General features: G+C 66.6%; 1 protein-coding gene. It reads left to right on the top strand.

The features are described 5' to 3' along the window. On the top strand, nt 1-16,252 hold a 16,252-nt coding region (locus tag ACF8FG_RS25780; RefSeq protein ID WP_392519358.1), incomplete at its 5' end, for a BapA/Bap/LapF family large adhesin. Nucleotides 16,253-16,278: the final 26 nt, after the last annotated feature.

Below are 16,278 nucleotides of genomic sequence, written 5' to 3'. Positions count from 1 at the left end.
TCTGGATCCGGCCGCTCAGCCAGGCGAGCAGTTGAGCCTGGTGCAGACCGACCCAAGCGGCAACGCTTCGGTGGCTACCGAGTACGACGTACCATTGACCACCGCGCCCGACAGCCCGAGCAATCTGGCCATCGATGCTGATGGCACCACCCTCACCGGTACCGCGCCTGCTGGCAGCCGTGTGGAAGTGCATGATGCCAACGGCACGCTGATTGGCAGTGTGGTGGCAGGCCCCGACGGCAGCTTCACCGTCACCCTCGACCCGCCTCAGGCCAACGGCGAGCTGCTGGACGTGGTCGCCATCGATGACGGCGGCGTTTCCTCGCTGCCCGCACAGATCACCGCGCCCGACATCACCGCCCCTGCCGCACCGAGCGAACTGGTGATCAATGCCGACGGCAGCGTGGTCACCGGCCGTGCCGAACCGGGCAGCACCGTACGCGTGCTGGCCGCCGACGGCACCACTGTGCTGGGTAGCGTGGTAGTTGGCGCTACCGGCAGCTTCAGCATCACCCTCGACCCGCCACAGGTAGACGGCGAAGTGCTGCAAGTGACGGCCACCGATGCGGCAGGCAACGCCTCCACCGCCAATAACCTTACCGCGCCGGACATCGACGGCGGCGACACAACGCCACCGGAGGCCCCGACCAATCTGGTGATCGGCGCTGCCGGCAGCCAGCTCAGCGGTCGAGGCGAAGCCGGCTCTACCGTGCAGGTGCGTGACGCGGCAGGCAACATCCTCGCGACCGGCACCGTCGCTGCAGATGGCACCTTCACCATCACCCTGGACCCTGCCGTGAACGACGGCAGCACCTTGCAAGTCACCCTCACCGACGCCGCCGGCAACGTATCCCAACCAGGCTCGGTCACCTCGGCTGACCTGCTGCCGCCCGCGCAACCGACTGACCTGGCCTTGGCCGATGGCGTCACCTTCACCGGTCGCGGCGAGTCCGGCGCCACCGTGCAGGTGCGCGATGCCGGCGGTACTGTCATCGGTACTGGTGTCGTCGGTGCCGACGGCCTGTTCAGCCTCACCCTCTCGCCTGCCCAAGCCAACGGCGAAGCACTCGACGTGCGCTTGGTGGATGCCGCCGGCAACGCCTCGGCGCCGCTGCAGTTCGATGCGCCGGACATCACACCGCCCGATGCGGTCACCGATATCCTGGTCGGCCCAGGTGGCACAGCCCTGAGCGGTCGCGGCGAGCCAGGTGCCACTGTCGAAGTGCGCGATGCCAGTGGCACCGTGATCGGCACGGGTGTGGTCGGTGCCAACGGCACCTTCCTGATCGACCTCGCCCCAGCCACACAGCCGGGCGAGCAGTTGAGCCTGGTGCAGACCGACCCAAGCGGCAATGCTTCGGTGGCTACCGAGTACGACGTACCATTGACCACCGCGCCCGACAGCCCGAGCAATCTGGCCACCGATGCTGATGGCACCACCCTCACCGGTACCGCGCCTGCTGGCAGCCGTGTGGAAGTGCATGATGCCAACGGCACGTTGATTGGCAGTGCCATTGCCAACGCCGATGGCAGCTTCAGCATCGAACTGAATCCCGCACAAGCCAACGGCGAACTGCTGGACGTGGTCGCCATCGATGACGGCGGCGTTTCCTCGCTGCCCGCACAGATCACCGCGCCCGACATCACCGCCCCTGCCGCACCGAGCGAACTGGTGATCAATGCCGACGGCAGCGTGGTCACCGGCCGCGCCGAACCGGGCAGCACCGTACGCGTGCTGGCCGCCGACGGCACCACTGTGCTGGGTAGCGTGGTAGTTGGCGCTACCGGCAGCTTCAGCATCACCCTCGACCCGCCACAAGTTGACGGCGAAGTGCTACAGGCCACCGCGACCGATGCCGCTGGCAACACATCGCCAACCAGCTCGGTCACCGCCCCGGACATCGATGGCGGCGACACCACCCCGCCTGAAGCCCCGACCAACTTGGTGATCGGCCTCGCCGGCAGCCAGCTCAGTGGTCGAGGCGAAGTGGGCACCACCGTGCAGGTGCGTGACGCGGCCGGCAACATCCTTGCGACTGGCACTGTCGCCGAGGATGGCACCTTCACCATCACCCTGGACCCTGCCGTGAACGACGGCAGCACCTTGCAAGTCACCCTCACCGACGCCGCCGGCAACGTATCGCAACCGGGCTCGGTCACCTCGGCCGACTTGCTGCCGCCAACGCAACCGACTGACTTGGCCCTGGCCGATGGCGTCACCTTCACCGGTCGCGGCGAGCCCGGCGCTACCGTGCAGGTGCGCGATGCCGGCGGTACTGTCATCGGTACTGGTGTCGTAGGGGCCGACGGCCTGTTCAGCCTCACCCTGTCGCCTGCCCAGGCCAATGGTGAAGCACTCGATGTGCGTCTGGTGGATGCCGCCGGTAACAGCTCTGCCCCATTGCAATTCGATGCACCGGACATCACCCCACCTGAGGCAGTAACCAATATTACAGTTGGCGCTGACGGCCTGGCCCTGAGCGGTCGCGGCGAACCGGGTGCCACTGTCGAAGTGCGCGATGCCAGTGGCACCGTGATCGGCACAGGTGTGGTCGGTGCCAACGGCACCTTCCTGATCGACCTCGCCCCAGCCGCACAGCCGGGCGAGCAATTGAGCCTGGTACAGACCGACCCAAGCGGCAACGCTTCCTCGGCGGTGCAATTCGAAGTCCCGGTCACCACTGCGCCTGCCAGCCCCAGCGACCTGGTGTTCGCCGAAGACGGCAGCAGCATCAGCGGTACCGCGACGGCCGGCACCCGTGTGGAAGTGCATGACGCCAACGGCACACTGATTGGCAGTGTGGTGGCGGGCCTCGACGGCAGCTTCACCGTCACCTTCGACCCGGCCCAGGCCAACGGCGAGCTGCTGGACGTGGTCGCCATCGATGACGGCGGCGTTTCCTCGCTGCCCGCACAGATCACCGCGCCCGACATCACCGCCCCTGCCGCACCGACCGAGTTGGTGATCAATGCCGACGGCAGCGTGGTCACCGGCCGCGCCGAACCGGGCAGCACCGTACGCGTGCTGGCCGCCGACGGCACCACTGTGCTGGGTAGCGTGGTAGTTGGCGCTACCGGCAGCTTCAGCATCACCCTCGACCCGCCACAGGTAGACGGCGAAGTGCTGCAAGTGACGGCCACCGATGCGGCAGGCAACGCCTCCACCGCCAATAACGTTACCGCGCCGGACATCGACGGCGGCGACACAACGCCACCGGAGGCCCCGACCAATCTGGTGATCGGCGCTGCCGGCAGCCAGCTCAGCGGTCGTGGCGAAGCCGGTACCAGCGTTCAGGTGCGCGATGACGCAGGCACCGTAATTGCCACGGGCACGGTCAATCCGGATGGTACCTTCGCCATCACCTTGAACCCGGCCATCACCGATGGCAGTACCCTGCAAGTAACCCTGACCGACGCTGCCGGCAATGTCTCGCAACCCGGTTCGGTCGCCGCGCCAGACCTGCTGGCCCCAGCGCAGCCAACCGAGCTGGCCTTGGTCGATGGTGTGACCTTCACCGGCCGCGGCGAGCCCGGTGCCACCGTACAAGTGCGTAATGCCACCGGCAGCCTGATCGGCACTGGGCTGGTCAACGAAGACGGCACCTTCAGCGTCACGCTGTTCCCCGCCCAGGCCAATGGTGAGGCCCTGGACATTCGCGTGGTGGACACCGCCGGCAACAGTTCGACGCCGCTAGCGTTCACTGCACCGGACATCACGCCGCCAGCTACTGTCAGCAACATCGTGGTCGGCGCCGATGGCCTAGTGCTCAGTGGCCGTGGCGAAGCGGGTGCTACCGTACAGGTACGTGATGCCAACGGCATTGTCATCGGTACCGGCACCGTCGGCGCCAACGGCACCTTCGTGGTCGACCTGGACCCGGCTGCCCAACCGGGTGCTGAGTTGAGCCTGGTGCAAACCGATGCGAGCGGCAACGCCTCCGAGGTCCTGCAATATGAAGTTCCGGTAACCACCGCGCCCGCCAGCCCCAGCGACCTGGTGGTGGCTGCGAACGGCGCCAGCATCACCGGTACAGCCCCGACGGGCAGCCGTGTGGAAGTACACGATGCCAACGGCACACTGGTCGGCAGTGTGGTGGTAGGTGCCGATGGCACCTTCACCGTCATCCTCAACCCGGCCCAGGCCAATGGCGAACTGCTGGACGTGGTGGCTATCGACGGCAGCGGTGCTACTTCGCTACCCGCGCAGGTCACCGCACCGGATATCACCCCACCGGTCACCCCAAGCGAGCTGGCGATCAGTGCCAACGGCAGCGAGGTCACCGGCCGCGCCGAAGTGGGCAGCACCGTGCGTGTGGTGGCCGCCGATGGCACCACCGTGCTGGGTAGTGTGGTGGTCGACGCCACTGGCAGTTTCAGCATCACCCTCGACCCGCCACAGGTAAACGGCGAGGTACTGCAAGTCACCGCCACCGACGCCGCTGGCAACATCTCCACGGCCGGCGACATCACCGCGCCGGACATCGACGGTGGCGACACCACACCGCCGGATGCCGCAACCAACCTGGTAGTCGGCCTGGCCGGCGCCCAGCTCAATGGCCGCGGCGAAGCCGGGGCCAGCGTGCAGGTGCGCGATGCCCAGGGCAATGTACTGGCCAACGGCTCGGTCAACCCGGACGGCACCTTCCAGATCACCCTCGACCCACCGGTGAAAGATGGCAGTAACCTGCAAGTGGTGCTGACCGATGCCAGCGGCAATGCTTCTGCCCCGGCGTCGGTGGTTACCCCGGACTTGCAGGCCCCGGCTCAACCGACCGGTGTAGCCTTGGCCGACGGCGTGACCCTGAGCGGCAACGGCGAGCCAGGCGCGACCGTGCAGGTACGCGATGCCTTGGGCAACTTGCTCGGCACTGGCCTGGTCACTGAAACCGGCAGTTTCAGCATCACCCTGTCGCCGGCCCAGGCCAATGGCGAAATCCTCGATATCCGTCTGATCGATGCCGCCGGCAATGTCTCTTCACCCCTGCAGTTCGAGGCTCCGGACATCACCGTGCCTGCCGTAGTCAGCAACATTGTCGTCGGCGCCGACGGCCTGACCTTGGGCGGTCGCGGCGAAGCCGGTGCTACCGTCGAGGTGCGCGATGCCAATGGCACGCTGATCGGCACCGGCACAGTGACCGCGAACGGTACTTTCCTGATAGACCTCGATCCGGCTGCACTGCCGGGTGAACGCCTGAGCCTGGTACAGACCGACCAGAGCGGCAACGCCTCTGAAGCGCTGACCTACGACGTGCCACTGGTGGTCACCCCGACCAGCCCGAGCGAACTGGTCGTCGCCGCCGATGGCAGCAGCATCAGCGGTTCTGCTCCTGCTGGTAGCCGCGTGGAAGTGCATGATGCCAACGGCACGCTGGTCGGTAGCATCGTGGTGGGTGCCGAGGGCACCTTCACCGTGGTGCTTACACCGGCCCAGGCCAATGGCGAGTTGCTGGACGTTGTGGCGATCGACAACAACGGCACCTCGTCGTTGCCGGTGCAGGTCGCCGCACCAGACATCACCGCGCCTGCGGCGCCAAGCGATCTGGCAATCAGTGGCGACGGTACCGTTGTCAGCGGCCGCGCCGAAGCAGGCAGCACCGTCCGCGTGCTGGCCGCCGACGGCACCACTGTACTGGGCAGTGTCGTGGTGGGGGCCAGCGGCGCCTTCAGCATCGGCCTCACCCCGCCACAAGTGGCAGGCGAGCAGTTGCAGGTGACGGCCACCGATGTCGCAGGCAACACCTCCACGGCCGGCAGCGTCACCGCACCGATCGTGGACAATGGGGGTGACACCACACCGCCGGAACCCGCTACCGAGCTGGCCATCAGTAACGATGGCCGCACAGTCTCCGGGCGAGGCGAAGCGGGTGCCACCGTGGAGGTGCGCAACGATCAGGGGCAAGTGCTGGTGAGCGGCACCGTTCAGCCCGATGGCAGCTTCAATGTGCAACTGCCAACCCCGGTGGTGGATGGCTCGTCCCTGCAAGTGACCCTGACCGACGCCGCCGGCAACGTCTCTACACCTAGCCCGCTGACGGCGCCCGACCAGGTAGCACCGCTGCAACCAACCGACCTGGTGCTGAGCAATGGCGACAGCCTGGCCGGTACTGCAGAAGGGGGCGCACGAGTAGAGGTCAAAGATGCCTCGGGCAACCTGATCGGCAGCGCCATTGCCGAGCCGGATGGCAGTTTCAGCCTGACCCTCGACCCGCCACAGGCCAATGGCGAGACCCTGTCCATCACCGTGACCGATGCGGCAGGCAACACTTCGGTGCCGCTGAGCTACGTGGCCCCGGACATCACCGCGCCAGCGATCGTCGCCGACGTGGTGGCAAGCGATGGCAGCCTGGCCGTGTCTGGCCGTGGCGAGCCCGGTGCCACAGTGGAAGTGCGTGATGCCCAGGGCGCAGTCATCGGTACTGGCACCGTGGCGCCAAATGGCACCTTCGTGATTGACCTGGAGGCACCGCTGGCCGCAGGTGAGAACCTCGTGCTGGTGCAGACCGATGCCGCCGGCAATACCTCGGCAGGGGTCAGCGTGACCGTTGCCGATACACCGCTGCCCGAAAGCCCGAGCGACGTGGTGGTGGCCGGTGACGGATCCAGCGTTTCCGGTACCGCACCGGCAGATACGCAGGTGGAAGTGCGTGACGCACAGGGCAATGTCCTGGGCAGCGCCCAGGCCGGTCCGGATGGCAGCTTCACCGTCGGCCTGACCCCGGCCCAGGCCAACGGCGAGACCCTGGATGTCGTGGCGGTTGACGGCGCTGGCAACAGTTCGCTGCCTACCCAGATCACCGCCCCCGATATCACCCCGCCCAATGAAGCCAGCGAACTGCAACTGAGTGCCGATGGCAGCCTGCTCACCGGTCGCGGCGAACCGGGCACCACCGTGCAGGTCATCAGCGCCGGCGGGACTGTGCTGGGCAACGCCCAGGTCGGTGCCGACGGTGTGATCAGCGTGGTCCTGAACCCAGCGCAGACCGACGGCCAGGAACTGGACGTGGTCCTGCGCGACCCCGCTGGCAACACCTCGACCGCCACCATCGTGGCGCCAGATACCGACGGCCCGCTGCAACCCTCCGGGCTGGCCATCGATACCGCTGGCATCCACCTTACCGGCCAGGGTCAAAGCGGCTCCATCGTCACCGTGCGTGACGCCGACGGCACTGTGCTGGGCACTGCCACCGTGGGCGGCGACGGCCGTTTCGACGTCACCCTCAACGCGCCACAGCGCAATGGCGAAAGCCTGACCGTCGAAGCGACCGACTACCTGGGCAACAGCGCAGGGCCCGTGGACTTCACTGCCCCCGACTCTACCCCGCCGCAAGTGGTCACCAACCCGGCCATCGACGGCACCGGTACCACGATCACCGGCAACGGCGAACCGGGCGCCACCGTAACCGTGCGCGGGCCGGATGGCAGCGTGCTGGGCAGCACCGTGGTCGGCGCGGGTGGCGCTTTCGAAATTACCCTCGACGAGCCGCAAACCAACGGCCAGGCACTGACCGTGGAGCAACGCGACGCTGCCGGCAACCTGTCGGCGGCGGTCGATTTGTCGGCACCGGATACCCAGGCACCCGATAGCCCCACCGGGCTGGTCCTGGCCGGCGACGGCAGCAGCCTGAGCGGCAGCGGTGAGCCGGGTGCGCAGGTGACCGTGACCGGCACTGGCGGCACAGTACTGGGCACCGCAACGGTCCAGCCCGATGGCACCTTCCAGGTGGCCATCGACCCGCCACAGCTCAATGGCCAGACGCTGTCTGTCACTCAGGCGGACAATAGCGGCAACGGCTCGCCCGCTGGCACTGTGATCGCACCTGACTTCGAGGCACCGCTGCCGGCGCAAGGGCTGGGCCTTGATCCTGCCGGCACACTGCTCAGCGGGCAGGGCGAGGCAGGCAGCACCGTAGAGGTACGCGATGCTGCGGGCAACCTGCTAGGCACCAGCCCGGTGAATGCAGACGGGACGTTCGAAGTGGCACTCTCCCCGGCCCAGACCAACGGTGAAGTGCTGTCGGTGGTGCTGATCGATGGCGGCGGCAATGCCTCGCCGTCGGCCACGTTCACCGCTGACGACAGCACCGCGCCAGCTGCGCCTGCCGGCCTCACGATCACCCCGGGCGGCAGTGCCATCCAGGGTACCGGTGAAGCTGGCTCCACGGTGGAAGTGAAGCTTGCCGACGGCACGTTGGTAGGCACCGTCGTCGTGCCAGCAGGCGGCAACTTCACGGTCCCACTATCGCCCGCCCAGTTGGACGGCCAGGCCCTGGATGTGACGCTGACCGATGCGGCCGGCAACATTTCGCAGCCCAGCCAGATCCTTGCGCCTGACATCACGCCACCGGCACTGCCCACCGACGTTGCAGTCAGCAGCGATGGCACGGCTGTGACCGGTAACGCACCTGGCGCCAGTTCGGTGACCGTGAGCGATGGGGCCGGCAATGTGATCACCGTTGCGGTCAACCCGGATGGCAGTTTCAGCGTGCCGCTGGATACACCGCAGAACAACGGCCAGACCGTAACCGTGGTAGTGACCGACGCAGCCGGCAACGACTCGGCGCCGGTCTCTGTCACCGCTCCGGACACGACCATCCCAGAACCGGCGACCGGGCTTACCGTAAGCCCGGACGGCAGCTCGGTCGGCGGCACAGCCGAGCCTGGCAGCACAGTGGAAGTCCGCAACCCGGATGACACCGTGCGCGGCACGGTAACCGCAGGGCCGGACGGCACCTTCGTGATACCGGTCGACCCACCGCTGGCATCAGGCGAAACCGTCGATGTGGTGGTGATCGACCCTGCCGGCAACGAATCGCCTGAAATACCAGTGGTTGGCCCGACCGGTACCGAAGTGGCCACGCCTTCGGCCCTTGCCATCAGCGCCGATGGTTTCCTGCTGACCGGCCAGGGTACGGTCGGCTCGCTGATTACCGTAACCTCCGGTGGCACCACGCTGGGCAGCGCCACGGTCGGCAGCGACGGCACCTTCCGTGTGTTCTTCCAGAACGCCCAGCTCAACGCCCAGGTCTTGCAGGTCAGTGCCAAGGCTACCGTCGACGGCCAGCCTTCGGTGCCAGCCATTATCGTGGCCAATGACACCACGGCACCGGACGCGCCGACACAGGTGAACCTCAATGCCACCGGCAGTACGCTGACCGGCCAAGGCGAGGCGGGCGCAACCGTGCGCGTGACAGACGTACAGGGCACCTTGCTGGGGACTGCAACCGTCGACAGCAATGGCCTGTTCAGCGTCAGCTTCTCGCCGGCCGTGGCCAATGGGCAAAACCTGATGGTCACCCAGGCTGATGCTGCAGGTAATGTTTCGCTCGCGGCCACCCTGCAAGCGCCTGACCTGCAGGCACCGCTGGCGGCCAGCAACCTCAGCCTCAACAGCGCAGCCACCGTGCTCAGCGGCCAGGGCGAAGCCGGTGCCAGCGTCACCGTGCGCGACGCCAGCGGCGCCATCCTGGCCACCGGCACCGTCAACCAGAGCGGCCAGTTCCAGATCACCCTGCCCAGCGCGCAGGTGACCGGTAGCCCGCTACAGGTCACCCTCAGTGATGCCGCAGGCAATGTGTCCGGCCCGGCCAGCCTGGCCACGCCAGACCACACGCCGCCAGCGGCCATCAGTAATCCGGTGTTGAGCCAGGACGGCCGGCAGCTTTCCGGCAGCGGTGAAGCGGGCGCCACGGTACAGGTACGCAACGCCGCCGGTGCCTTGCTCGGCACCGCCACGGTGGGCGCCGACGGTCGCTTCACGGTGACCTTCGACACGCCGCAAGCCAACGGCCAGGTCATCGGCGTGACGCAAGTGGATGCCGCCAGCAACACCTCGCCGGCAATCAATGTGACAACCCCGGACCTGACCCCACCCGCACCGCTGACCAACGTGGTGCTGAACAACAACGGCCTGACCCTGACCGGCCTGGGCGAAGCCGGTGCCACGGTCACCGTTCACGGCCCGGACGGGACCATCATCGGCACCGGCCTGGTGGCGGCCAATGGCAGCTTTACCCTCACCCTGAACAGCGCCCAGCTCAACGCCCAGCTCCTGAGCGTTACGCAGACCGACGCGGGCAACAACACCTCCACCGCCGTGGCGGTCACCGCGCCGGACTTCACCCCGCCTGCGGCACCGACAGCACTCGTGCTGTCCGGTACCGGGCTGCAACTGACCGGTAACGCCGAAGCCGGCAGCACCGTGACCGTGCGCGATGCCAGCGGCAACGTGCTGGGCACAGCGGTAGCCGGCAGCAACGGCACCTTCCAGGTCACCTTGAACAGTGCCCAGACCAATGGCCAGACGCTGCAGGTGACCGCCACCGACGCAGCCGGCAACGTGTCGCCGGCCGCACCTTACACCGCAGCCGACACCACGCCGCCGGCCGCCGTGACCAACCTGGCTGTCTCCGCCAATGGCGCCACCCTGACAGGCGATGGCGAAGCAGGCGCAACCGTGACCGTACGAGCACCGGACGGTACCGTGCTGGGCAACGCTACAGTGGCCGCCGACGGTCACTTCAGCGTATCCCTGTCGCCGGCAGCGATCACGGGTGAAAGCCTGAGCGTGGTCCAGGCCGATGCCGCACAAAATGTCTCCCCTGCGCAAAACGTGACGGCGCCGGGCGCGCTGGCACCGGCCACGCCGGACAACCTGATACTGGCCGCCGACGGCCTGTCGGTGAGCGGCACCGCCGAGGCGGGCAGCACAATCAAGGTGTACGGCCCCAACGGCGTATTGCTGGGCAGCAGCCCGGTCACCAACGACGGCACGTTCACTGTCAATCTCGGCAGTGCACAGGCCAATGGCGAAGTGTTGCAGGTCAGCGCAACGGGCCCCGATGGCACCGTATCGCTGCCCGCTACCCTACAGGCACCGGACACCACGGCACCGCAACCACTGACCAACCTGGTGTTGTCCAACGACGGCCTGGTACTCAGTGGCCGCGGTGAAGCAGGTGCCACCGTTACCGTGCTTGGCGAAGGCGGTATCGAACTGGGCACTGCCGTGGTCGATGCCAATGGCGACTTCAACGTCGACCTGAGCGTCGCTCAAATCAACGGCGAACAGCTCAGCGCCAGCCAGTCCGATGTGGCCGGCAACGAGTCCAACAGCGTCAGCCTGACAGCCCCTGACCGCGTCGCGCCGGATGCTGCCGGCAACCTGGCCTTCGCCGGGGGTGGCAGCTTGCTGAACGGTACCGGCGAAGCGGGTGCCGCCGTGCGTGTGCTCGCCGCCGATGGTTCGGTGCTGGGCAGTGCAACGGTGCGCGCCGACGGTACCTTCCAGGTCAACCTCGCATCGCCGCAGGCCAACGGCCAACAGGTGCAAGTGGTGCTGGCCGATGCGGCTGGCAACCAGTCTGCCGCAAGCGCTATCACCGCACCCGATACCACACCGCCATCGGCACCCGGCGAACTGGCCGTTTCCGGTGATGGTGTCACCCTCACCGGCCGCGGCGAAGTGGGCGCGCTGGTGACCGTGACCAACCCGGCAGGCGAGGAAATCGGCAGCGCCACGGTCGATGCCAGTGGCCACTTCACCATCACGCTGAACCCGGCGCTGGGCAACGCCGAGCTACTCAGCTTCACCCAGGCCGATGCGGCCGGCAACGTGTCGGCAGTGGCAACCCTGCAAACCCCGGACTTCACCCCGCCCGACCCACTCACCCAAGTGGTGATCAACGCCGACGGCAGCGTGGTCAGCGGCCTGGGCGAGGCCGGCGCCACAGTAATCGTCAGTAACGCGGCCGGTACCGTACTGGGCACGGGTATCGTACTGGCTGATGGCAGCTTCAGCGTCGAACTGTCACCCGCACAAATCAACAACCAGACACTGTCGGTACTGCAGGCCGATCCACCCGGCAACGTCAGCCTGCCGGTGAACGTGCAAGCGCCGGACCTCACGCCGCCAGCGGCAGCAACCGAGCTGCGGCTCAATGCGGCAGGTGACGAGCTGGGCGGTGTCGGCGAAGTGGGCGCCACCGTGCGCGTGTACGTCGGTACCACGCAGGTCGGTACCGGCACAGTAGGCGCCAACGGGAGGTTCATCGTCGAGCTGGATGCAGCACAGCTCGATGGCCAGGTGCTGCAGGTTACCCTGACCGATGCAACCGGCAACATCTCGCCAATCAGTTCGGTCACGGCCGTGGACACCACACCACCGGCCACCGTGGTCGCCACCATCAACGACAGCGGTACTCAGGTGACCGGTTCTGCCGAAGCCGGCACCCGCGTCACTGTGGTCAACAACAACGGCGACCTGCTGGGCCAGGTAACGGTGGAACCGGACGGCACCTTCGTCCTTGACCTGAACCTCCCGCAAATCAACGGCGAAACGCTGACCCTCATCGCCCAGGACGCCACTGGCAACCCGTCGGTACCGCTGGCAGTGACTGCGCCAGACCTGACGCCACCGGTGCAGCCGACCGACCTGCTGCTCAACGCAGCCGGTACGTCGATGACGGGGACGGCCGAAGCCGGCAGCACCATCACGGTACGCGGCCCGGACAACAACATCGTGGGCACGGTGGAAGTGGATGCGAACGGCCAGTTCACTGTGCCGATCAGCCCGGCACAGAACAACGGCCAGTTGCTGACGGTGGTGTCCACCGATGATGCTGGCAACGCTTCGGTGGCTGTCCCTTACCAGACCAACGACACCTCGCCACCCGACCTGGTGACCAACCTGGCGATCAACAACACCTTCAACGTGCTGACCGGCAAGGGCGAAGCCAATGCCACGGTCACCGTCAGCTTCGACGGAGACGTGATCGGTACCGGCGTGGTGGATGGCGCTGGCAACTTCCAGATAACACTGGTGCCAGCGGTGGGCTCGCTCGCCACCCTGGAAGTGACACAGTCCGACGGCATCAATACGTCTGCGGTCGCGACCTACCTCACACCGTTGATCGCACCACCCGTGCCGCCAACCGACGTGACCTTGGGCAGCGACGGCCTGACCCTGACAGGCAGTGCACCAAGCGGTGTGGACATTCGCGTGTACGATGCCGCAGGCAACCTGATCGGTACAGGCAGCACAAACCTGAGCGGCACCTTCACTCTGACACTGGACGCAGCCCAGCTCAACGGCGAGCACATTTCGGTGACAGCGGTGGCACTGGTCGGCGGCGAATCGCAGCCGACCTTCCTGCAAGCGGCTGACATCACGCCACCGGCCAACCCGGTGGTGACCAGCCTCTCTGTCAATGGCCTGGTGCTGAGCGGCACGGGTGAAGCCGGTGCAACGGTGACAGTGCGTGATGCCAGCGACAATGTGCTCGGCACGGCGGTGGTGAATGGCGGTGGCGTGTTCACCGTCAACCTGAACGCCGCGCAGCTCAACGGCCAGGTCCTGGGCGTGAGCCAGGCTGACGCTGCAGGCAATGTGTCCGGCAGCACGAGCTACACTGCCGCAGACCTGCAGCCACCTGCAGCCCCCACCAACGTCGCCATCGATGGCGCGGGCACCGTGCTTACCGGTAGCGGTGAAGCGGGCGCTACCATTACCGTCCAAGGCCCGAACGGCCAGGTCGGTACGGGTGTGGTGCAAGCCAACGGCACCTTCAGCATTACCTTGACCTCGCCACAGAACGACGGGCAACTGCTGGTGGTACGCCAGGCCGATGCTGCCGGCAACTTGTCCGCCAGCACCAGCCTGACTGCGCCGGACACCACCCCGCCAGCCGCCCCGCTGGCCACCATCAACGCCAACGGCACCTCGGTCAGTGGTTCTGGCCAGATCGGCAGCACGGTCACCGTGCGCAACAGCGCCGGTACCGTACTGGGTACCGCAACGGTGGGTAGCAACGGCCTGTTCGTGGTCAGCCTGACTGCGGCGCAGATCGACAACCAGGCGCTCAGCGTCACCCTCACCGACAGCGCCGGTAACGTGTCCACAGGCACTGCGCTGACCGCACCGGACCTGACCTCGCCTGCGGCTGCCGGCAACCTGCTGTTCAGTGCCGACGGCAGTACCCTCACCGGTACGGGAGAAGTGGGTGCCACCGTAACCGTACGCAGCGCCGGCGGTACCGTGCTGCAAACCGCAACGGTGCAGGCGGACGGCACCTTCACCGTGACCCTGAGCCCGCCTCAGGACAACGGCCAGATCCTGTCTGTGACCCTCAGCGACCCGCGCGGCAACGTGTCGGGTAACGTCAACGTCACGGCACCGGATGTCGATGCCAACGCACCGGTCATCGCCAGCGACAACCTGGCCACGGCCACGGTCAACCTGGCAGCGGTCAGCGCCACGGAGACCTACACCGACAGCTTCACCACGCTGCTGTCGGGGTTCTCCAAGACCTACACCTGGACGGTGGCAGCAGGCACCACGGCCGACCCTACCCTCACACTGACCACCAACAGCGTGCTGGCACTGCTCAACAACACCAGCTTCACCCTGCAGGTGAAAGACGCCAGCGGCGCCTGGGTGACCATCGCCACCGGCAACACCCAAGGCCTGCTCGACCTGATCGTGCTGCCAATCGGCTTGCAGGTGGACATCGGCGTGCTGCAAGCCGGTGATTACCGACTGACCGTGGGCAGTGGCGGCATCGGCCTGATCACCGAAGTGAGCACCACGCTGGACATCGTCTCCACCAGCCTGACCCAATTCACCGGCACCGGCATTGCCACCTCCGGCAACGTCATTACCGACGTGGGCACCGATGGCGCGGTGGATGCACGTGGCCCGGACAGCGCCGCCGTGTTGCAAGTGCTGAAAGACGGCAGCTACGTCTCGGCCGGGACCGCCACGACGGTTCAGGGCCAGTACGGCACCCTGGTGATCAGTGCGGACGGCAGCTACACCTACACGCCCAACGGCAGCCCGAACAGTGTGGGCAAGGTGGATGTGTTCAGCTACCAGTTGGTGCACCCGAACGGCCTGTCCGATACCGCCAACCTGTACGTGCGCATCGACAGCCCGCAAGCCACGGAAATCTGGAGCGACAGCAACTACGGTGCACCGGCCACGGTGGTCGACGCAGTCAACGACGTTGGTAGCAGCCAGGTCACCCTGGACAACCGCGTGGACACCAGCAGCAGTACGCTGGGCTCGCTGAACCTGCCACTGATCGGTACCCGTCAGGCCACCTACACCACCACGGTTGCCGCCGACACCACGGCCGACCTGCAGGTGGTGGTCAACTCCGCCAACCTGTTGAGCCTGCTCAACGGCACCACCATCGAGCTGCTCAAGCTCAACCCGGCCACCGGCCAGTACGTTCTGGTGCAGTCGGTACCGGGTGGTTCGCTGATCAGCGTGCTGGGGGGTGGCGCCGGGTATACCTTCGAGAACCAGGGCGCCGGTACCTACCAAGTCCGTGTCACCGCCGGCGGCATTGGCTTGCTCAGCTCCATCACCACCAGCCTGAACACCACCACAACGTACCTGACCGAGTTCGTGGTCAGTGGCGCGACAGCAGCCACCGGCAACCTGCTGACTGACGACAACATTGGTTCGGCCTTGACCGTGCTGAGCGTGCTGACAGCGGCCAATACCTACACCATCCCAGGCTACAACGGGGTGAGCGTGGCCGGCACCTACGGCACGTTGCTGGTGCATGCCGACGGCAGCTACACCTACACCCTCAACGCGGGGCTCACCTCGGCGGTGGTCGGCCAGCAAGACACCTTCACCTACGAGCTAAGCCACCCGAACGGCACCACCGACACCGCAACCCTGACCATCAACGTGGACGATGCTGCCGGCCTCACCACGACCACATCGCTGCTGGCCGATACCGGCGACGAATCAGAGGCACTCGCCAGCCAGGCAGCGGCCTCCGATGTGATCGCCGGCACCGACGGTAACGACCAGCTCGATGGCAGCCAGGGTGGCCACATCACCTTGCAGGGTGGTGCGGGTGACGACACGCTGGTGGTGGTCGACCAGAACTTCGCCAGCGTCGACGGTGGCGCAGGAACCGACACCCTGCTTTGGGGCGGCGGTGATGCCAGCATCGACCTGGGCAACCTGGCCGGGCGCGTACACGACATCGAAATCCTCGACCTCAACGACACCAGTTCGGTGGCGCTCACCCTCAACCTGGCGGATGTGGTGGCCATCACCGAAACCGCTACCGACACACTGATCATCAAGGGGGACGACAAAGACTCGGTTCACATGACGGACAACTGGACGCTGGTCGGGAACCAAACTGCCGACGGCATCGACTATAACCAGTACACGGCCCAGGAGGATCCAAGCCATCACCTGTGGGTACAAAACGGTATCCATGTGGTTTGAGGCCGCTGCAAACCCGCCGGGTGAAT

This window comes from Pseudomonas sp. YQ_6 (assembly GCF_043103245.1).
GTDB lineage: Bacteria > Pseudomonadota > Gammaproteobacteria > Pseudomonadales > Pseudomonadaceae > Aquipseudomonas > Aquipseudomonas alloputida.
This window is presented reverse-complemented; position numbering and strand designations above follow the sequence as displayed.